The following is a 19,987-nucleotide window of genomic DNA, read 5'->3' on the forward strand; positions in this document are numbered from 1 at the left end:
ACCGGTCCTCGGAAGGACGCATCTTGGCAGCTTCCCGCCCTGCGAAGACCAGTCGTACGTCGAGCGCTTTCGCGCCCCGTCGAATCTCATTCGGCCGGATCACCGAACACCTCGAGGTCCCCAACCTCCTCGCCATCCAGAACGAGTCCTTTGACTGGCTGGTCGGCAACGAGGCTTGGCAGGGCCGGTCGGCTGGCGACCCGCACGCCCGATCGGGTCTCGCCGAGATCCTTGAAGAGATCAGTCCCATTGAGGACTTCTCCGGCACCATGTCCCTGTCCTTCTCCGCGCCCCGCTTCGACGAGGTCAAGGCCTCGATCGAGGAGTGCAAGGAGAAGGACCTGACCTACTGCGCGCCGCTCTTCGTGACCGCGGAGTTCACCAACAACACCACTGGCGAGATCAAGAGCCAGACGGTGTTCATGGGGGACTTCCCGATGATGACGCCGAAGGGCACCTTCATCATCAACGGCACCGAGCGCGTCGTGGTCAGCCAACTCGTCCGGTCCCCGGGCGTCTACTTCGACAAGCAGCCGGACAAGACGTCCGACCGCGACCTGTCCAGCGTCAAGGTCATCCCGAGCCGGGGTGCCTGGCTGGAGTTCGACATCGACAAGCGCGACACCGTCGGTGTCCGCATCGACCGCAAGCGCCGCCAGGCGGTCACCGTCCTGCTCAAGGCGATCGGTTGGAGCGCCGAGCAGATCCGCGAGCGGTTCGGCTGGTCCGAGCTGATGATGACCACCCTGGAGAAGGACCACATCGCCGGGGTGGACGAGGCGCTGCTGGACATCTACCGGAAGCTGCGGCCGGGTGAGCCGCCGACCCGGGAGAACGCGCAGACCCTGCTCGACAACCTCTTCTTCAACCCGAAGCGGTACGACGTCGCCAAGGTCGGTCGATACAAGTTCAACAAGAAGCTCCAGCTCGACGTGCCGATCAACAAGGGCACGCTCACCGAAGAGGACATCGTCGCAACCGTCGAGTACCTCTGCCGGCTGCACGCCGGCGAGGAGGGCACCGACGGCCGGGTCTACGAGGCCGACGACATCGACCACTTCGGCAACCGGCGGCTGCGTACCGTCGGCGAGCTGATCCAGAACCAGGTCCGGGTCGGCCTGTCCCGGATGGAGCGGGTCGTCCGCGAGCGGATGACCACCCAGGACGTCGAGGCGATCACGCCGCAGACCCTGATCAACATCCGCCCGGTGGTGGCGGCGATCAAGGAGTTCTTCGGCACCTCGCAGCTCTCCCAGTTCATGGACCAGACCAACCCGCTGGCGGGCCTGACCCACCGGCGCCGGCTGAGCGCGCTCGGCCCGGGTGGTCTGTCCCGGGAGCGGGCCGGCTTCGAGGTCCGCGACGTGCACCCGTCCCACTACGGCCGGATGTGCCCGATCGAGACGCCGGAGGGCCCGAACATCGGCCTGATCGGCGCGCTCTCCACCTTCGGGCGGGTCAACCCGTTCGGGTTCATCGAGACGCCGTACCGCAAGGTCGTCGACGGCCGGGTCACCGACCAGATCGACTACCTGACCGCGGACGAGGAGGACCGGTTCGTCAAGGCGCAGGCCAACGCGCCGCTGATGGCCGACGGCACCTTCGCCGAGGACCGGGTCCTGGTCCGCCGGAAGGGCGGCGAGGTCGACTACGTCGGCCCGTCGGCGGTCGACTACATGGACGTCTCGCCGCGGCAGATGGTCTCGGTCGCGACCGCGATGATCCCGTTCCTGGAGCACGACGACGCCAACCGCGCCCTGATGGGCGCGAACATGCAGCGTCAGGCCGTGCCGCTGGTCAAGGCGGAGGCGCCGCTGGTCGGCACCGGCATGGAGTACCGCGCCGCGGTCGACGCCGGGGACGTGGTGGTGGCCGAGGTCGGCGGCGTGGTCGAGGACCTCTGCGCCGACTACGTGACCGTGCACCAGGACGACGGCCACCGGCGTACCTACCTGCTGCACAAGTTCCGCCGCTCCAACGCCGGCTCCTGCGTCAACCAGAAGCCGGTCGTCTTCGAGGGGGACCGGGTCGAGGCCGGCCAGGTCATCGCCGACGGTCCCTGCACCGACGAGGGCGAGATGGCGCTCGGGCGCAACCTGCTCGTGGCGTTCATGCCGTGGGAGGGCTACAACTACGAGGACGCGATCATCCTGTCGCAGCGCCTGGTCCAGCAGGACGCCCTCACCTCGATCCACATCGAGGAGCACGAGGTGGACGCCCGGGACACCAAGCTCGGCCCGGAGGAGATCACCCGCGACATCCCCAACGTCAGCGAGGAGATGCTCGCCGACCTGGACGAGCGGGGGATCATCCGGATCGGCGCCGAGGTGGTGCCGGGCGACATCCTGGTCGGCAAGGTCACGCCGAAGGGCGAGACCGAGCTGACCCCGGAGGAGCGACTGCTCCGGGCGATCTTCGGTGAGAAGGCGCGGGAGGTCCGGGACACCTCGCTGAAGGTGCCGCACGGCGAGACCGGCACGGTCATCGGGGTGCGGACCTTCTCCCGCGAGGACGGCGACGAGCTGCCGCCGGGCGTCAACGAGCTGGTCCGGGTCTACGTCGCCCAGAAGCGGAAGATCCAGGACGGCGACAAGCTCGCCGGCCGGCACGGCAACAAGGGCGTCATCTCCAAGATCCTTCCGGTCGAGGACATGCCGTTCCTGTCCGACGGGACGCCCGTCGACATCGTGCTGAACCCGCTGGGTGTGCCGGGCCGGATGAACATCGGCCAGGTGCTGGAGACCCACCTCGGGTGGGTGGCCAAGACCGGCTGGAAGGTCGACACCGACGCCGACGGACAGGGCGAGGAGTGGCGCGCCGCGCTGCGTTCGATCGACGCCGACGAGGCGGAGCCGAACACCAACGTGGCCACGCCGGTCTTCGACGGGGTGAAGGAGGAGGAGGTCGCCGGCCTGCTCAGCAGCACCCTGCCGAACCGGGACGGGGTGCAGTTGATCGGCGGCTCGGGCAAGGCGCAGTTGTTCGACGGACGTTCCGGCGAGCCGCTGCCCGACCCGATCGCGGTCGGCTACATCTACATCCTCAAGCTCAACCACCTGGTCGACGACAAGATCCACGCCCGCTCCACCGGTCCGTACTCGATGATCACGCAGCAGCCGCTGGGTGGTAAGGCGCAGTTCGGTGGCCAGCGGTTCGGCGAGATGGAGTGCTGGGCGATGCAGGCGTACGGCGCCGCGTACGCCCTGCAGGAGCTGTTGACGATCAAGTCCGACGACGTGCTCGGTCGGGTCAAGGTCTACGAGGCGATCGTCAAGGGCGAGAACATCCCCGAGCCCGGTATTCCGGAGTCGTTCAAGGTGCTGCTCAAGGAGCTGCAGTCGCTGTGCCTCAACGTCGAGGTGCTCTCCAGCGACGGCGTGGCCCTGGAGATGCGCGAGACGGACGACGAGGTCTTCCGGGCCGCGGAGGAACTCGGTATCGACCTGTCCCGGCGGGAGCCGAGCTCGGTCGAGGAAGTATGAGGCTGGGATAGGGGTTGGGGCGGCTCAGCCCCGCCCCGACCCCCCGGCCAGGGAATTAGCAGTGTGGACGACGACATAGGGGACATTTAACGTGCTCGACGTCAACTTCTTCGACGAGTTGCGCATTGGCCTGGCGACCGCCGACGACATCCGTCAGTGGTCGCACGGCGAGGTCAAGAAGCCCGAGACGATCAACTACCGCACCCTGAAGCCGGAGAAGGACGGGCTCTTCTGCGAGAAGATCTTCGGTCCGCAGCGGGACTGGGAGTGCTACTGCGGTAAGTACAAGCGGGTCCGCTTCAAGGGCATCATCTGCGAGCGCTGCGGCGTCGAGGTGACCCGGTCCAAGGTGCGCCGGGAGCGGATGGGCCACATCGAGCTGGCCGCGTCCGTCACCCACATCTGGTACTTCAAGGGCGTCCCGAGTCGGCTGGGCTACCTGCTCGACCTGGCCCCCAAGGACCTTGAGAAGATCATCTACTTCGCCTCGTACGTGGTCACCAGCGTGGACGCCGAGGCGCGTCACCGCGACCTCTCCACGGTCGAGAACGAGATCCTCGCCGAGAAGCGCCAGGCCGAGAACAGCCGTGACTCGGAGATCGAGAAGCGGGCCGCCAAGCTGGAGGCCGACCTGGCCGAGCTGGAGGCGGAGGGCGCCAAGGCCGACGTGCGTCGCAAGGTCAAAGAGGGCGGCGAGCGCGAGATGCGCCAGATCCGCGACCGGGCGCAGCGCGAGATCGACCGCCTCGACGAGGTGCTCGACACCTTCCGCAAGCTGGAGCCGAAGCAGCTCGTCACCGACGAACTGCTCTACCGGGAGCTGCGCGACCGGTTCGGTGAGTACTTCACCGGTGGGATGGGTGCCGAGGCGATCAAGGCCCTGGTCCAGAACATGGACCTGGACGGCGAGGCCGAGAACCTGCGCGAGATCATCCGGTCCGGCAAGGGGCAGCGGAAGATCCGGGCGCTCAAGCGGCTGAAGGTCGTGGCGGCGTTCCTGAACACCCGCAACTCGCCGCTGGGCATGGTGCTCGACTGCGTACCGGTGATCCCGCCGGACCTGCGCCCGATGGTGCAGCTCGACGGTGGCCGGTTCGCGACCTCGGACCTGAACGACCTCTACCGCCGCGTGATCAACCGGAACAACCGGCTCAAGCGGCTGATCGACCTGGGCGCGCCCGAGATCATCGTCAACAACGAGAAGCGGATGCTGCAGGAGGCCGTCGACGCGCTGTTCGACAACGGCCGCCGTGGCCGGCCGGTCACCGGCCCGGGTAACCGCCCGTTGAAGTCGCTGTCGGACATGCTCAAGGGCAAGCAGGGCCGGTTCCGGCAGAACCTGCTCGGCAAGCGCGTCGACTACTCCGGCCGGTCGGTCATCGTGGTCGGCCCGCAGCTCAAGCTGCACCAGTGCGGCCTGCCCAAGCAGATGGCGCTGGAGCTGTTCAAGCCGTTCGTGATGAAGCGCCTGGTCGACCTGAACCACGCGCAGAACATCAAGTCCGCCAAGCGGATGGTGGAGCGGCAGCGGCCGGTCGTCTGGGACGTGCTGGAGGAGGTCATCGCGGAGCACCCGGTGCTGCTCAACCGGGCACCGACGCTGCACCGCCTCGGCATCCAGGCCTTCGAGCCGCAGCTGGTCGAGGGCAAGGCGATCCAGATCCACCCGCTGGTCTGCACCGCGTTCAACGCCGACTTCGACGGTGACCAGATGGCGGTGCACGTGCCGCTGTCGGCCGAGGCGCAGGCCGAGGCGCGGATCCTGATGCTGTCGTCGAACAACATCCTCAAGCCGTCCGACGGCAAGCCGGTGACCATGCCCACCCAGGACATGATCATCGGGCTGTACCACCTCACCCACCTGACCAAGGGAGGGATCGGCGAGGGCCGGGCGTTCAGCTCGGACGCCGAGGCGCGGATGGCCTTCGACAACGGTGAGCTGCACCTGCAGACGCCGGTGCGGATCCGGCTGCACGGCGTCACCGAGGTGGACAACGGCGCCGGCGGCGCACCGTGGACCGAGCCGGAGGGCTGGGCGCCCGGTCAGCCGCTGACCGTCGAGACCACCCTGGGTCGGGTGCTGTTCAACGAGGCGATGCCGGTCGGCTACCGCTTCGTGAACTACGAGATCCGCAAGGGGCAGCTCTCGGCGATCGTCAACGACCTCGCCGAGCGGTTCCCGAAGGTGGCGCTCGCCGCCACCCTGGACGGGCTCAAGGAGGCCGGCTACCACTGGGCCACCTGGTCCGGCGTGACGATCGGGATGGAAGACGTTGTCGCACCGCCGAACAAGCAGGAAACCCTTGAGCGGTACGAGAAGGAAGCCGACCGGATCGACAAGCAGTACCAGCGCGGTCTGATGACCGGTGAGGAGCGCCGGGGCGAGCTGATCGAGATCTGGACCAAGGCGACGAACGAGGTCGCCAAGGACCTGGAGCAGTCCCTGCCGCAGGAGAACCCGCTGTGGAAGATGATCCACTCGGGCGCCCGCGGTAACCTGCTGCAGCTGCGCCAGATCGCCGCGATCCGTGGCCTGGTGGCCAACCCCAAGGGTGAGATCATCCCGCGGCCGATCAAGTCGAGCTACCGGGAGGGTCTGTCCGTACTGGAGTACTTCATCTCCACGCACGGCGCCCGCAAGGGCCTCGCGGACACCGCCCTGCGGACCGCCGACTCGGGTTACCTGACCCGGCGTCTGGTGGACGTCTCCCAGGACGTGATCATCCGCGAGGAGGACTGCGGCACCGACCGGGCCATCCCGATGCAGGTCGGCGAGACCCTCGACGGCAAGCTGGTGGTGCACGAGCACGCCGAGACCGGCGTGCACGCCCGCACCCTGGCCGACGACATCAAGGGGCCGGACGGCAACCTGGTCGTGGAGCGCGGCGCGGACCTCAACTCGATCCTGGTCGACAAGCTGGTCGCCGCGGGCGTCGAGAACGTCCGGGTACGCAGCGTGCTGACCTGCGAGTCGAAGCTGGGCGTCTGCGGTGCGTGCTACGGCCGCTCGCTGCCGACCGGCAAGACCGTGGACATCGGCGAGGCGGTCGGCATCATCGCCGCCCAGTCGATCGGTGAGCCGGGTACCCAGCTGACGATGCGGACCTTCCACACCGGTGGTGTCGCGGGTGAGGACATCACCCAGGGTCTGCCCCGGGTCCAGGAGATCTTCGAGGCCCGGGTGCCGAAGGGCAAGGCGCCGATCGCCGACACCCCCGGCCGGGTCCGGATCGAGGACGGCGAGCGGTCGCGGAAGATCATCATCGTGCCGGACGACGGCAGCGACGAGATCGTCCACGACAAGATCTCCAAGCGGGTCCGGCTGCGGGCCCACGACGGCGATCACGTCGAGGTCGGCGAGAAGCTCACCGAGGGCACCATCGACCCGCACGAGCTGCTGCGGATCCTCGGCCCGCGGGCGGTCCAGGTCCACCTGACCCAGGAGGTCCAGGAGGTCTACCGGTCGCAGGGTGTGCTGATCCACGACAAGCACATCGAGATCATCATCCGGCAGATGCTGAAGCGGGTCACGGTGATCGACTCCGGGGCCACCGAGTTCCTGCCGGGGGTGCTCGTCGACCGGGCGCTGTTCGAGTCGGAGAACCGCCGGCTCGTCTCCGAGGGTGGTGAGCCCGCCGCCGGACGTCCGGTGCTGATGGGTATCACCAAGGCGTCGTTGGCCACCGACTCGTGGCTGTCGGCGGCCTCCTTCCAGGAGACCACCCGGGTGCTGACGGACGCGGCGATCCACGCCCGCAGCGACTCGCTGATCGGCCTGAAGGAGAACGTCATCATCGGAAAGCTCATCCCGGCGGGTACCGGCATCAGCAAGTACCGCAACGTCCGGGTGGAGCCGACCGAGGAGGCGAAGGCAAAGGTCTACTCGATGACCGGATACCCGGAGACCGACTACGGCTTCGGCCCGGCCAGCGGCCAGGCGGTTCCGCTGGACGACTTCGACTTCGGCTCGTACCGGTAGTCGCGGTCACGTTCGACCCGGGGGCGCCCCACCCGTCGCGGCAGCGACGAGCGGGGCGCCCCCGGCGCTTTGTAGGGTGGAATCGTGGAAACGACGTCGGTCACCGGAGCCGGCCCGGCGCACCGGCACCCGCAGGATCCGGACGCGGTCCGGTCCAGCAAGGCCGGCACGGTGTTCGCGCTCGGACTGGTGGCCGTGCTGACCGGCCCACTCGTCGGCGGGGTGGTGCCGGCCACCGTCGCGCTGCTGCTCGCCCGGCAGGCCCGCCGGGAGGCGTACGCCTCGGGCGGTTATCTGACCGGCGCGGTCTGGATCGGCCGCGGCGTTCGGCTGGCCCGGGTCGGCCTGCTGCTCGCCGCCGCCGTGCTGGTGCTGGCGCTGATCATCGGCATCCGCCACCTCGCCGGCGCTCCGGGCCAGGACTTCGCCCCGGGCGTCAACTAGCCGGCTCTGGCCGCGCAACCCGGCGGTTGGCCACTCGACGGTAGCCTGGCCGCAGGCGATTCAGGGAGGGTCCGTGACCGTAGGGGTGCCGCCACCGCCGCGCGAGAGCTGGCGGCCGCCGCGGCGGGTGGAGCGGGTCACCGGTACGCCGTTCGGAGTGGTCTATCTCGACGTTCAACCGGTCACCTCCGGCCTGGCGGTCGGGGCGTTGGCCGCCGGGATCGCCTCGCTGATCGTCTCGCTGCTGGTGATCTGCTTCGGCGTGGCCGGTGCCCAGGGCGGCTGGGGTGGCTGGGCGGCCGGGGCGTTCGCGCTGCTGGCCGGCGTCGCCGGTGGGGCCGGGGTGATTCTGGGCGAGTTGGGGCGGCGCCAGATCCGCCGGACCGCGCCGCCGCCGGCGGTCCGCTTCACCGGCCGGGGGATGGCCCTGTCCGGGCTGATCTGCGCCGCGGTCGGGCTGGTGCTCACGATCATCGGATTCGGCACCGCCCTCCTGCTCCAGATCTCCTGACGAGCCGCCGGCACCCGGCGCCGGCGTCCGGGCGACTCCACCCGAGCGGCGGCACCAGCGGGCAGCGGCACCCGGGTGGTCCGGGGTGGGTGTTCCGGGCCGCCGAGCCGTTTCGCGGTCGAGCCGGTACACTGGAGCATCGGAGCTGCTAGCCGCGAGTGAACTGGGGCGCCGGGACGGAAGAGGGGCCGAACGCCGGAGGGTGCGGCGGGGCCTCTGGAAGACCCGTTTTGACCAGCGCGCTCAGGGTGGGTAGTCTTTCCCCTCGTGCCCGGGCATGCCCGGGCAACTCGTGCGTGCGCCCGAGCCGGTGTCCGGTGTTCGAGCGCCGTCGCGACAAAGTCGAACAGGGCCCGGTGTGCACACGCCCGCCGGGTGGCAGGTCCCGCCAGCGGCGGGAATCCGGGAGCGTGCGAGCTCGTGCGACCGGACCGGGGGAGGGCGACACGCCCGACCGCGGGTGCCGGGACCACCGCAAGGTGGCCCTGGTTGGAATGTAGGAGAGCCGCCCACCAGGGTGGCTATGGCGACACGGCCGGCCGCAAGTGGCGGCCCCGGAGATGGCTTCGGACCGCAGGTCGGGTCCGGACGGGAAAGGGAGCGGAGAAACCCGGTGCCCACGATCCAGCAGTTGGTCCGCAAGGGCCGCCAGGCGAAGACGAGCAAGACCAAGACGCCGGCGCTGAAGGGGAGTCCTCAGCGGCGCGGCGTGTGCACGCGCGTGTACACCACCACCCCCAAGAAGCCCAACTCGGCGCTGCGCAAGGTCGCTCGTGTGAAGCTGAGCAGCCAGATCGAGGTGACCGCCTACATCCCCGGTGTCGGCCACAACCTGCAGGAGCACTCGATCGTGCTCGTCCGCGGCGGCCGGGTGAAGGACCTCCCCGGCGTGCGTTACAAGATCGTCCGCGGTTCGCTGGACACCCAGGGCGTCCGCAACCGCAAGCAGGCGCGCAGCCGTTACGGCGCGAAGAAGGAGAAGAGCTGACATGCCGCGTAAGGGTCCCGCTCCGCGTCGGCCGCTGGTCGCCGACCCGGTGTACAACTCGCCGTTGGTCACCCAGCTGGTGAACAAGATCCTGCTGCGTGGCAAGCGCCAGCTCGCCGAGCGCATCGTGTACGGCGCCCTGGAGGGCTGCCGGGAGAAGTCGGGCACCGACCCGGTCGTCACCCTCAAGCGGGCGATGGACAACGTCAAGCCGACGCTGGAGGTGCGCAGCCGCCGGGTCGGTGGCGCCACCTACCAGGTGCCGGTCGAGGTCCGGCCGGCCCGGGCCACCACGCTCGGGCTGCGGTGGCTGGTCACGTACTCGAAGGCCCGCCGCGAGAAGACCATGATCGAGCGGCTCATGAACGAGCTGCTCGACGCGAGCAACGGCCTCGGCGCCGCCGTCAAGCGGCGTGAGGACACCCACAAGATGGCCGAGTCCAACAAGGCCTTCGCGCACTACCGCTGGTAATTCGAAGATGTGGCCCGCGCCGGGGTTGACGGCGTGACCGGGCTGTCGAGACGACGATAAGTAGGGATTGAAGTGGCCGCCGCAGACGCGCTCGCCAACGTACGCAACATCGGCATCATGGCGCACATCGACGCTGGTAAGACCACGACCACCGAGCGGATCCTGTTCTACACCGGCATCACGTACAAGATCGGTGAGGTCCACGACGGCGGTGCCGTCATGGACTGGATGGAGCAGGAGCAGGAGCGGGGCATCACGATCACTTCCGCCGCCACCAAGTGCGAGTGGAAGGATCACACGATCCAGATCATCGACACGCCCGGTCACGTCGACTTCACCGTCGAGGTCGAGCGGTCGCTGCGGGTGCTCGACGGCGCCGTCGCGGTCTACGACGGGGTCGCCGGCGTGGAGCCGCAGACCGAGAACGTCTGGCGCCAGGCGGACAAGTACAACGTCCCCCGGATGTGTTTCGTCAACAAGCTGGACCGCACCGGGGCGGACTTCTTCCGCTGCGTCCAGATGATGATCGACCGGCTGAACGCCACGCCGCTGGTCCTGCAGCTCCCGATCGGGTCGGAGGCCGACTTCATCGGCGTCGTCGACCTGATCGGGATGCGCGCGCTGACCTGGCGCGGCGAGACCCAGAAGGGTGAGGACTTCACCCTGGAGGAGATCCCGGCCGAGCTCGCCGACGACGCCGCGCTCTGGCGCGACAAGCTGGTGGAGACGCTCGCCGACGTGGACGACTCGATCATGGAGAAGTACCTCGAGGGTGAGGAAGTCCCGGTCGAGGAGCTGCGGGCGGCGATCCGGCGGGCCACCATCGCCGGCAAGGCCAACCCGGTGCTCTGCGGTTCGGCGTTCAAGAACAAGGGCGTGCAGCCGATGCTGGACGCGGTGGTCGACTTCCTGCCCTCGCCGCTGGACGTTCCGGCGATCGAGGGTACGGCCACCGACGGCGAGACCCCGATGCTGCGGAAGCCGTCGAAGTCGGAGCCGTTCTCGGGCCTCGCCTTCAAGATCCAGACCGACCGGCACCTCGGTAAGCTCACCTACGTCCGGGTCTACTCCGGCGTGGTGGAGACCGGGTCCCAGGTGATCAACTCCACCAAGGACCGCAAGGAGCGGATCGGCAAGATCTACCAGATGCACGCCAACAAGCGGGAGGAGCGCGGCTCCGCCCAGGCCGGCGACATCATCGCGGTGCAGGGTCTGAAGCAGACCACCACCGGCGACACCCTCTGCGACCCGGCGAGCCCGGTGATCCTGGAGTCGATGACCTTCCCCGAGCCGGTCATCGAGGTCGCGATCGAGCCCAAGACCAAGGCCGACCAGGAGAAGCTCAGCACCGCCATCCAGCGGCTCGCCGAGGAGGACCCGACGTTCCGGGTCAAGCTCGACGACCAGACCGGTCAGACGGTCATCTCCGGCATGGGCGAGCTGCACCTGGACATCATGGTCGACCGGATGCGCCGCGAGTTCAACGTCGAGGCGAACTTCGGTAAGCCGCAGGTGGCGTACCGCGAGACAATCCGCCGCAAGGTGGACAAGATCGAGTACACCCACAAGAAGCAGACCGGTGGCTCGGGTCAGTACGCCCGGGTGATCGTGAGCCTGGAGCCGCTGCCGCTGGACAACGAGTCGGCGACGTACGAGTTCGCCAACTCGGTCACCGGTGGCCGGGTGCCGCGGGAGTTCATCCCGTCGGTGGACGCCGGCGCTCAGGACGCCATGCAGTACGGCATCCTGGCGGGCTTCCCGCTGGTCGGTCTCAAGCTGACCCTGCTGGACGGCCAGTACCACGAGGTCGACTCGTCGGAAATGGCCTTCAAGATCGCCGGTTCGATGGTGCTCAAGGAGGCGGCCCGCAAGGCCGACCCGGCACTGCTCGAGCCGATGATGGCCGTCGAGGTCACGACGCCCGAGGAGAACATGGGCGACGTGATCGGCGACCTCAACTCGCGGCGCGGGATCATCCAGGCGATGGAGGAGCGCAGCGGCTCTCGCGTCGTCAAGGCTCTGGTGCCGCTGTCGGAGATGTTCGGCTACGTCGGCGACCTGCGGTCGAAGACTCAGGGCCGGGCTAGCTACAGCATGCAGTTCGACTCCTACGCCGAGGTTCCGCAGAGCGTGGCGAAGGAGATCATCGCGAAGGCGACGGGTGAGTGAGCGGAAACGCGAAGCTCACCCGGTGCCGGGTCGGTGATATCGCGAGGGCCGCGGGCGAGTAATCTCGCCCCGCGGCCGTCACGGGCCGGGCTGCACGACCGGGCCTGAAGGTTTCACCGCCGCAAGACCCAAGAGCTTCCGTCGGCCTGGATTGTGCAGGCCGGCAGAGGCACAAGAGCTTCCCGGTCTCCACGGGCCGGAAAGGCTGTCGACAGAGTCCTAAGCGTCAGATGGCGCGCCGGGCGTACGAACCAAGAAGTCCACAGGAGGACACCAGTGGCGAAGGCGAAGTTCGAGCGGACTAAGCCGCACGTCAACATCGGCACCATTGGTCACATCGACCACGGTAAGACGACGCTGACGGCGGCCATCACGAAGGTCCTGCACGACAGGATGCCGGACCTCAACCCGTACACGCCGTTCGACGAGATCGACAAGGCGCCGGAGGAGAAGGCCCGCGGCATCACGATCTCGATCGCGCACGTCGAGTACCAGACCGAGGCGCGGCACTACGCGCACGTCGACTGCCCCGGGCACGCCGACTACATCAAGAACATGATCACCGGTGCGGCGCAGATGGACGGCGCGATCCTGGTGGTCGCGGCGACCGACGGTCCGATGCCGCAGACCCGTGAGCACGTGCTGCTGGCCCGGCAGGTCGGCGTTCCCTACATCGTGGTGGCGCTCAACAAGAGCGACATGGTCGATGACGAGGAGCTGCTGGAGCTGGTCGAGCTGGAGGTTCGGGAGCTGCTGTCGAACCAGGAGTACCCGGGCGACGACCTGCCGGTGGTCCGCGTCTCGGCGCTGAAGGCGCTGGAGGGCGACCCGGAGTGGACCGACAAGCTCATGGATCTGATGAGCGCGGTCGACACCGCCATCCCGCAGCCGGAGCGCGAGACCGAGCGGCCGTTCCTGATGCCGATCGAGGACGTCTTCACGATCACCGGTCGGGGCACCGTGGTGACCGGTCGCGCCGAGCGTGGCGTGCTCAAGCCGAACGAGGAGGTGGAGATCGTCGGTATCCGCGAGAAGTCGCAGCGGACGGTCTGCACCGCCATCGAGATGTTCCGCAAGGTGCTGGACGAGGCCCGCGCGGGTGAGAACGTCGGCCTGCTGCTGCGCGGTATCAAGCGCGAGGACGTCGAGCGCGGCATGGTGGTCGTCAAGCCCGGCACCACCACCCCGCACACGGAGTTCGAGGCGACGGTCTACATCCTCTCCAAGGAGGAGGGCGGCCGGCACACCCCGTTCTTCCAGAACTACCGTCCGCAGTTCTACTTCCGCACCACGGACGTCACCGGCGTCGTCACGCTGCCCGAGGGCACCGAGATGGTCATGCCGGGCGACAACACCGCGATGACCGTGAAGCTGATCCAGCCGATCGCGATGGAGGAGAACCTCAAGTTCGCCATCCGCGAGGGCGGCCGGACCGTCGGCGCGGGCTTCGTGAGCAAGATCCTCAAGTAGACAGGTGACCCCGATTAGCGTTGCCGTGCGCTAGTACGGCATACTAGTCAGGTTGCGTACCGGCGGGGTGGCTGGCTGCTCGTGAGCCAGCCACCCTCGCAGGGCGTCCGGAGCCGCGTTGAGCGCGGGCCCGGTGCCCGGACCCCCGTTCGCAGGGCCGGACCCGCCAGAATCTCTCGGGGCGGAGCCTGGCTCGACATCGCGACACGCCCGACCGCGGGGGTCGGCAGCGCGGAATCCGGCGGTGCCGGTGCCCGGCCTGGAACAGCCCGCTGGAGGCTCACTCCGACGGAGCAGAGAAGAAGAAGCGCAAGGCGAGAGAGGGAACAGAGGGCACCATGGCGGGACAGAAGATCCGCATCCGGCTCAAGGCCTATGACCACGAGGTCGTTGACTCCTCGGCGCGCAAGATCGTCGAGACGGTGACGCGAACCGGGGCGCAGGTCGCGGGCCCGGTGCCGCTGCCCACGGAGATCAACCGTTTCTGCGTGATCCGTTCGCCGCACAAGTACAAGGACTCGCGCGAGCACTTCGAGATGCGCACCCACAAGCGTCTGATCGACATCATCGACCCGACCCCCAAGACGGTCGACTCGCTCATGCGCCTCGACCTGCCGGCTGGCGTCGACATCGAGATCAAGCTGTAGCCCGACCGCCTGCGGACGGAAGCGATGAAGTCCGCGGTCAAGCGGGCGGTCTATAGAGAGTTAGGGACCGGACGAATGGACAGGCAAGTGAAGGGCATCCTGGGCGCCAAGCTCGGCATGACCCAGCTCTGGGACAACAACCGCGTTGTCCCGGTAACCGTGGTGCAGGCCGGCCCGTGTGTCGTGACCCAGGTCCGTACCGCCGACACGGACGGCTACGCCGCGGTCCAGTTGGCGTACGGCGCGATCGACCCGCGGAAGGTCAACAAGCCGAAATCCGGGCACTTCGCGAAGTCTGGCGCGGCGCCGCGGCGGCACATCGTCGAGCTGCGCACCACCGACGCGACCGACTACGAACTCGGCCAGGAGGTCACCGTCGAGGCGTTCGCGCCCGGTGCGGCGATCGACGTGACCGGCCGGACCAAGGGCAAGGGCTTCGCCGGCGTCATGAAGCGGCACGGCTTCCACGGCCTGCGCGCCAGCCACGGTGTCGAGCGCAAGCACCGCTCGCCCGGCTCGATCGGCGCCTGCGCGACCCCGGGTCGCGTCTTCAAGGGCGTCAAGATGGCCGGCCGGATGGGTGGCGTGCGCTTCACCGTGCAGAACCTGACGGTCCAGGCGGTCGACACCGAGAACAACCTGCTGCTGGTCAAGGGCGCCATCCCCGGCCCCAAGGGCGCGCTGGTACTGGTCCGGACCGCCGCCAAGGCCCAGGTGAAGAGGGGCGGTGCAGCCAAGTGACCACGGTTGACGTGTTGAACGTCGAAGGCGCCAAGGCCGGCTCGGTCGAGCTGCCGGACAACGTCTTCGACGTGCAGGCGAACCTCTCGCTGATGCACCAGGTCGTGGTGGCGCAGCTCGCGGCTGCGCGCAGCGGCACCCACAAGGTGAAGACCCGCGGCGAGGTCGCCGGTGGCGGCAAGAAGCCGTACAAGCAGAAGGGCACCGGCCGGGCCCGGCAGGGCTCGATCCGCGCTCCGCAGTTCGCCGGCGGCGGCGTGGTGCACGGCCCGGTCCCGCGCGACTACAGCCAGCGGACCCCCAAGAAGATGAAGGCGGCCGCGCTGCGCGGTGCCCTCTCCGACCGGGCCCGCGCCGGCCGGGTGCACGTGGTCGAGGCGTTCGTCGAGGGCGAGAAGCCGTCGACCAAGGCCGCCATCGCCGCGCTGCGCAAGGTCACCGACGCCACCCGGGTGCTGGTCGTGCTCTCCAGCCCGACCGAGCTGAGCTGGGTGTCGCTGCGCAACGAGCCGAGCGTGCACCTGATCAAGTCCAACCAGCTCAACACGTACGACGTGCTGGTGTCCGACGCGGTGGTGTTCAGCCGGGCGGCGCTGGACGAGTTCCTCGGCCGGGCCACCGAGCCTGCCGAGACCGCCGAGGAGGGTGGGGAATGAGCACCGTCGCCGATCCGCGCGACATCATCGTGGCGCCGGTCGTCTCGGAGAAGAGCTACAGCGAGCTGAACCGGAACTGGTACACCTTCCTGGTGCACCCGGACGCCAACAAGACCGAGATCAAGATCGCGATCCAGCAGATCTTCAACGTCCGCGTCCTGACGGTGAACACCCTCAACCGCGAGGGCAAGCGCAAGCGGACCCGGACCGGGTTCGGCCAGCGCAAGGCCACCAAGCGGGCGATGGTGAAGCTGGCTGACGGAGACCGTATCGAGGCCTTCGGCGGCCCGGTCAGCTGAGGGGTATAGACAATGGCTATCCGTAAGTACAAGCCGACGACGCCGGGCCGCCGTGGCTCCAGCGTCGCCGACTTCGCCGAGATCACCCGGTCGACGCCGGAGAAGTCGCTGCTGGCTCCGCTGCCGAAGAAGGGCGGGCGCAACGCGCACGGCCGGATCACCACGCGGCACCACGGCGGCGGGCACAAGCGCCAGTACCGTCTGATCGACTTCAAGCGGGTCGACAAGGACGGCGTACCGGCGAAGGTCGCCCACATCGAGTACGACCCGAACCGCACCGCGCGGATCGCACTGCTGCACTACGCCGACGGCGAGAAGCGCTACATCCTCGCGCCGAAGGACCTCAAGCAGGGCGACGCGGTCGAGTCCGGGCCGAGCGCGGACATCAAGCCGGGCAACAACCTGCCGCTGCGCAACATCCCGGTCGGTTCCACGATCCACGGGGTGGAGCTGCGGCCGGGGGGCGGCGCCAAGCTGGCCCGCTCGGCCGGCGTCGGCATCCAGCTGCTCGGCCGGGAGGGCGCGTACGCCACGCTGCGGATGCCGTCCGGCGAGATCCGGCGGGTCGACGTGCGGTGCCGGGCCACCATCGGTGAGATCGGCAACGCCGACCAGTCAAACATCAACTGGGGCAAGGCCGGCCGGATGCGGTGGAAGGGCAAGCGCCCGACCGTCCGCGGCGTGGCCATGAACCCGGTCGACCACCCGCACGGTGGTGGTGAGGGTAAGACCTCCGGTGGTCGCCACCCGGTCAACCCGCAGGGTAAGCCCGAGGGGCGGACCCGTCGTAAGGGCCAGCCGAGTGACCGGCTGATCGTGCGCCGCCGCTACGCCACGCGTAAGCGCGGCTGAGGGAGAAACTGAGATGCCTCGTAGCCTGAAGAAGGGCCCGTTCATCGACGACCACCTGCTCAAGAAGGTGGAGACGCAGAACGACAAGGGCTCGAAGAACGTGATCAAGACCTGGTCGCGGCGCTCGACGATCATCCCGGAGATGCTCGGGCACACGATCGCGGTGCACGACGGACGCAAGCACGTCCCGGTGTTCGTCACCGAGGCGATGGTCGGGCACAAGCTCGGCGAGTTCGCGCTGACCCGCACCTTCAAGGGTCACGAGAAGGACGATCGGAAGAGCCGCCGCCGCTAGTGGCCGACTCTTGTTCGGCCCGCCAGCCGGCGGGCTGACTGCCAGACGAAGCCGGCCGAACAAAGTCGTACGGATAAGGATCAAGGGGTTACAGCGATGCCAGTAAAGGGCGACGCTCCGGTGCTTCCGGGCGCGCGGGCGATTGCGCGACACGTGCGCATCTCGCCGACCAAGGCGCGCCGGGTGGTCAACCTCGTCCGCGGTCTGCCCGCGAAGGAGGCGCTCACGGTGCTGCAGTTCGCGCCGCAGGCGGCGAGCGAGCAGGTCTACAAGGTGCTCGCCAGCGCGATCGCCAACGCGGAGAACAACGAGCGGCTGGACCCCGACGCGTTGCTCGTCGCCGAGGCGTTCGTCGACGAGGGCCCGACGATGAAGCGGTTCCGGCCGCGGGCGCAGGGCCGGGCGTACCGGATCCGCAAGCGCACCTGCCACATCACCGTGGTGGTGGAGGCCGTCGCGCCGGCCACGCAGCCGCGCAAGGCGGCCGCCAAGAAGGCGTCGCCGGCCAAGAAGGCCGCCGCGCCGGCGGACGCCAAGGCGTCGGAGGCCACCGCGTCGGACGCGAAGGCGTCGGAGGCGACCGAGTCGGACGCCACGGCGACCGAGACGCCCGACGCCGCCGAGACCGACACGCAGAGCAAGAGCAAGACGGAGGGTGCCGAGTAATGGGGCAGAAGGTTCACCCGCACGGGTTCCGGCTCGGCATCTCGACCGATTGGAAGTCGCGCTGGTTCGCGGACAAGCTCTACAAGGACTACATCGGCGAGGACGTCAAGATCCGCCGGATGATGTCCAAGGGGCTGGAGCGGGCCGGCATCTCCAAGGTCGACATCGAGCGGACCCGGGACCGGGTCCGGGTCGACATCCACACCGCCCGGCCGGGCATCGTGATCGGCCGTAAGGGTGCGGAGGCCGACCGGATCCGCGGCGAGCTGGAGAAGCTGACCGGCAAGCAGGTGCAGCTCAACATCCTCGAGGTGAAGAGCCCCGAGTCGGACGCCCAGCTCGTCGCCCAGGGCGTGGCCGAGCAGCTCTCCAGCCGGGTCAGCTTCCGGCGGGCGATGCGTAAGGCCATGCAGTCGGCGATGAAGAACCCGATCGTCAAGGGCATCCGGGTGCAGGTCTCCGGCCGCCTCGGCGGCGCCGAGATGAGCCGTACCGAGTTCTACCGCGAGGGTCGCGTTCCGCTGCACACGCTGCGGGCCAACATCGAGTACGGCTTCTTCGAGGCGCGTACCACGTTCGGCCGGATCGGCGTGAAGGTGTGGATCTACAAGGGTGACGCCGTACCCGGTCGGGAGACCCCGGCCGACACGGGCCCGGCCCGGCCGCGTCGCGAGCGGGGCGACCGTCCGGAGCGTCCGCGTCGTGGTCGGTCCGGTTCGTCGGGCACCACGGCCGGCGGCACCGAGGCCGGTCGGGCCGCGGCGGCGGGGATCTCCAGCGGCCCGGCCGACGCCCCCACCGAGACCGCCGCGCCGGCCGCTGCCGCGCCGGCGAACCAGGCCAGTCCGGCCGCGCCCGCCCCCGCGGCGGACGCCGCCGGTACGGACAGCTCAGCGCAGGAGGGCTGACAGATGCTGATGCCGCGCAAGCCCCCGAAGGGCTTCCGCAAGCCGCACCACCCCGACCGCAGTGGCGCGTCGAAGGGCGGTAACCGGGTGGTGTTCGGCGAGTTCGGAATCCAGGCGCTTGAGCCCGCGTACGTGACGAACCGGCAGATCGAGTCGGCGCGTATCGCGATGACCCGGCACATCAAGCGTGGTGGCAAGGTCTGGATCACGATCTTCCCGGACCAGGCCCTCACCAAGAAGCCGGCCGAGACCCGGATGGGTTCCGGCAAGGGCTCACCGGAATGGTGGGTCGCGAACGTCAAGCCGGGGCGGGTGCTCTTCGAGATGTCCTTCCCCAACGAGCAGATCGCGCGTGAGGCGATGCGCCGCGCGATCCACAAGCTCCCGATGAAATGCCGCATTGTGACGCGCGAAGTGGGTGAAAGCTGATGGCGGCGGGCGTTGCCGCCTCCGAGCTGCGTGAGCTCTCCGAGGAGGAGCTGGTCACGAAGCTGCGGGAGGCCAAGGCGGAGCTGTTCAACCTCCGCGTGCAGGCCGCGACCGGCCAGCTCGACAACAACCGTCGGCTGCAGGTCATCCGTCGGGAGATCGCCCGGATCTACACGATCATGCGTGAGCGTGAGCTGGGGCTCTCGGCCGCGCCGACTGAGGTGACTGCGTGATGAGCGAGAACACTGCTGCCAAGCCACGGGCCCAGCGCAAGGTGCGCGAGGGCCTGGTGGTCAGCGACAAGATGGAAAAGACCGTGGTGGTCGAGGTCGAGGACCGGGTCAAGCACGCGCTGTACGGCAAGGTCCTACGGCGCACCAGCAAGCTGAAGGCGCACGACGAGCAGAACGCGTGCGGCATCGGCGACCGGGTGCTGCTGATGGAGACCCGTCCGCTGTCGGCCACCAAGCGGTGGCGGGTAGTGGAGATCCTCGAGAAGGCCAAGTAAGACACCTCGCCGAACCAGAAGGCTCAGGGTTCCGCCAAGCTCGGATGGGGTTCCGCCAAGCTCGGATGCCCTCCGAGAACTGGCAGACATAGGAGATAGACGTGATTCAGCAGGAGTCGCGACTGCGCGTCGCCGACAACACGGGTGCCCGGGAGATCCTGTGCATCCGGGTTCTCGGCGGTTCCGGTCGGCGCTACGCGAGCATCGGCGATGTCATCGTGGCCACGGTCAAGGACGCCATTCCCGGCGCAGGTGTGAAGAAGGGCGATGTGGTCAAGGCCGTCATCGTCCGCACCGCCAAGGAGAAGCGGCGCCCGGACGGCTCGTACATCCGCTTCGACGAGAACGCCGCCGTCATCATCAAGGACGGCGGGGACCCGCGCGGCACCCGTATCTTCGGCCCGGTCGGGCGGGAGCTGCGGGACAAGCGGTTCATGAAGATCATTTCTCTCGCGCCGGAGGTGTTGTAAC

20 protein-coding genes are annotated in these 19,987 nt (G+C 68.5%); all 20 read left to right on the plus strand.

Going from position 1 to position 19,987, the window contains the following annotated elements; genetic code table 11:
- Positions 1-23 precede the first annotated feature (23 nt).
- The 20 genes from O7627_RS03705 to rplN all read left to right on the plus strand — a co-directional run bounded on the left by O7627_RS03705 (position 24) and on the right by rplN (position 19,986).
- Positions 24-3,482, plus strand: coding sequence for a DNA-directed RNA polymerase subunit beta (locus tag O7627_RS03705; RefSeq protein ID WP_278092095.1), 3,459 nt, complete (start codon positions 24-26; stop codon positions 3,480-3,482).
- A gap of 91 nt (positions 3,483-3,573) precedes the next feature.
- Positions 3,574-7,461 (plus strand): DNA-directed RNA polymerase subunit beta', encoded by a 3,888-nt coding sequence (locus O7627_RS03710; protein ID WP_278092096.1) that lies wholly within the window; start codon positions 3,574-3,576, stop codon positions 7,459-7,461.
- Positions 7,462-7,545: 84 nt separating this feature from the next.
- Positions 7,546-7,905: a hypothetical protein gene (locus tag O7627_RS03715; protein ID WP_278092097.1), complete on the plus strand. Its 360-nt coding sequence runs from the start codon at positions 7,546-7,548 to the stop codon at positions 7,903-7,905.
- 73 nt (positions 7,906-7,978) lie between these two features.
- Positions 7,979-8,416: a DUF4190 domain-containing protein gene (locus tag O7627_RS03720; protein ID WP_347404634.1), complete on the plus strand. Its 438-nt coding sequence runs from the start codon at positions 7,979-7,981 to the stop codon at positions 8,414-8,416.
- A gap of 613 nt (positions 8,417-9,029) precedes the next feature.
- The gene (gene rpsL, locus O7627_RS03725; RefSeq protein ID WP_014440718.1) at positions 9,030-9,404 is read left to right on the plus strand and encodes a 30S ribosomal protein S12; all 375 of its coding nucleotides are present in this window, start codon (positions 9,030-9,032) and stop codon (positions 9,402-9,404) included.
- A 1-nt stretch (position 9,405) separates the two neighbouring features.
- Complete coding sequence (rpsG, locus tag O7627_RS03730) at positions 9,406-9,876, plus strand: 30S ribosomal protein S7 (protein WP_121158400.1); 471 nt, start codon at positions 9,406-9,408, stop codon at positions 9,874-9,876.
- A gap of 72 nt (positions 9,877-9,948) precedes the next feature.
- The gene (gene fusA, locus O7627_RS03735; protein WP_278092098.1) at positions 9,949-12,045 is read left to right on the plus strand and encodes an elongation factor G; all 2,097 of its coding nucleotides are present in this window, start codon (positions 9,949-9,951) and stop codon (positions 12,043-12,045) included.
- Between the two features lie 276 nt (positions 12,046-12,321).
- Complete coding sequence (tuf, locus tag O7627_RS03740; RefSeq protein ID WP_278092099.1) at positions 12,322-13,515, plus strand: elongation factor Tu; 1,194 nt, start codon at positions 12,322-12,324, stop codon at positions 13,513-13,515.
- A gap of 338 nt (positions 13,516-13,853) precedes the next feature.
- The gene (gene rpsJ, locus O7627_RS03745) at positions 13,854-14,162 is read left to right on the plus strand and encodes a 30S ribosomal protein S10 (protein WP_007073037.1); all 309 of its coding nucleotides are present in this window, start codon (positions 13,854-13,856) and stop codon (positions 14,160-14,162) included.
- Positions 14,163-14,237: 75 nt separating this feature from the next.
- On the plus strand, positions 14,238-14,903 hold the full coding sequence (gene rplC, locus O7627_RS03750; protein WP_278092100.1) for a 50S ribosomal protein L3: 666 nt from the start codon (positions 14,238-14,240) through the stop codon (positions 14,901-14,903).
- Positions 14,900-15,559 carry a 50S ribosomal protein L4 gene (gene rplD, locus O7627_RS03755; RefSeq protein WP_278092101.1) on the plus strand — a complete coding sequence of 220 codons (660 nt, stop codon included), beginning with the start codon at positions 14,900-14,902 and terminating at the stop codon, positions 15,557-15,559. Before rplC ends, rplD begins: the two co-directional genes overlap by 4 nt.
- Positions 15,556-15,858: a 50S ribosomal protein L23 gene (gene rplW / locus O7627_RS03760; RefSeq protein WP_278092102.1), complete on the plus strand. Its 303-nt coding sequence runs from the start codon at positions 15,556-15,558 to the stop codon at positions 15,856-15,858. The genes rplD and rplW overlap by 4 nt, the downstream gene beginning before the upstream one ends.
- A gap of 12 nt (positions 15,859-15,870) precedes the next feature.
- Positions 15,871-16,710, plus strand: a complete 840-nt coding sequence (gene rplB, locus O7627_RS03765) for a 50S ribosomal protein L2 (RefSeq protein WP_278092103.1) — start codon at positions 15,871-15,873, stop codon at positions 16,708-16,710.
- Positions 16,711-16,723: 13 nt separating this feature from the next.
- Positions 16,724-17,005, plus strand: coding sequence for a 30S ribosomal protein S19 (gene rpsS / locus O7627_RS03770; protein WP_088647003.1), 282 nt, complete (start codon positions 16,724-16,726; stop codon positions 17,003-17,005).
- Between the two features lie 96 nt (positions 17,006-17,101).
- Positions 17,102-17,671 carry a 50S ribosomal protein L22 gene (gene rplV, locus O7627_RS03775; protein WP_278092104.1) on the plus strand — a complete coding sequence of 190 codons (570 nt, stop codon included), beginning with the start codon at positions 17,102-17,104 and terminating at the stop codon, positions 17,669-17,671.
- Complete coding sequence (gene rpsC / locus O7627_RS03780) at positions 17,671-18,579, plus strand: 30S ribosomal protein S3 (protein WP_278092105.1); 909 nt, start codon at positions 17,671-17,673, stop codon at positions 18,577-18,579. Before rplV ends, rpsC begins: the two co-directional genes overlap by 1 nt.
- Positions 18,580-18,582: 3 nt before the next feature.
- Positions 18,583-19,008, plus strand: coding sequence for a 50S ribosomal protein L16 (gene rplP, locus O7627_RS03785; protein WP_007465292.1), 426 nt, complete (start codon positions 18,583-18,585; stop codon positions 19,006-19,008).
- On the plus strand, positions 19,008-19,241 hold the full coding sequence (gene rpmC / locus O7627_RS03790) for a 50S ribosomal protein L29 (protein ID WP_278092106.1): 234 nt from the start codon (positions 19,008-19,010) through the stop codon (positions 19,239-19,241). The genes rplP and rpmC overlap by 1 nt, the downstream gene beginning before the upstream one ends.
- A complete protein-coding gene (gene rpsQ / locus O7627_RS03795) occupies positions 19,241-19,516 on the plus strand; it encodes a 30S ribosomal protein S17 (protein ID WP_278092107.1) in 276 nt (91 codons plus the stop codon). Before rpmC ends, rpsQ begins: the two co-directional genes overlap by 1 nt.
- Before the next feature lie 101 nt (positions 19,517-19,617).
- Positions 19,618-19,986, plus strand: coding sequence for a 50S ribosomal protein L14 (gene rplN, locus O7627_RS03800; RefSeq protein WP_015619002.1), 369 nt, complete (start codon positions 19,618-19,620; stop codon positions 19,984-19,986).
- The last annotated feature ends 1 nt before the right edge of the window (position 19,987 follow it).

The sequence above is a fragment of the Solwaraspora sp. WMMD1047 genome (assembly GCF_029626155.1).
In the GTDB taxonomy this organism is placed as follows: Bacteria; Actinomycetota; Actinomycetes; order Mycobacteriales; family Micromonosporaceae; genus WMMD1047.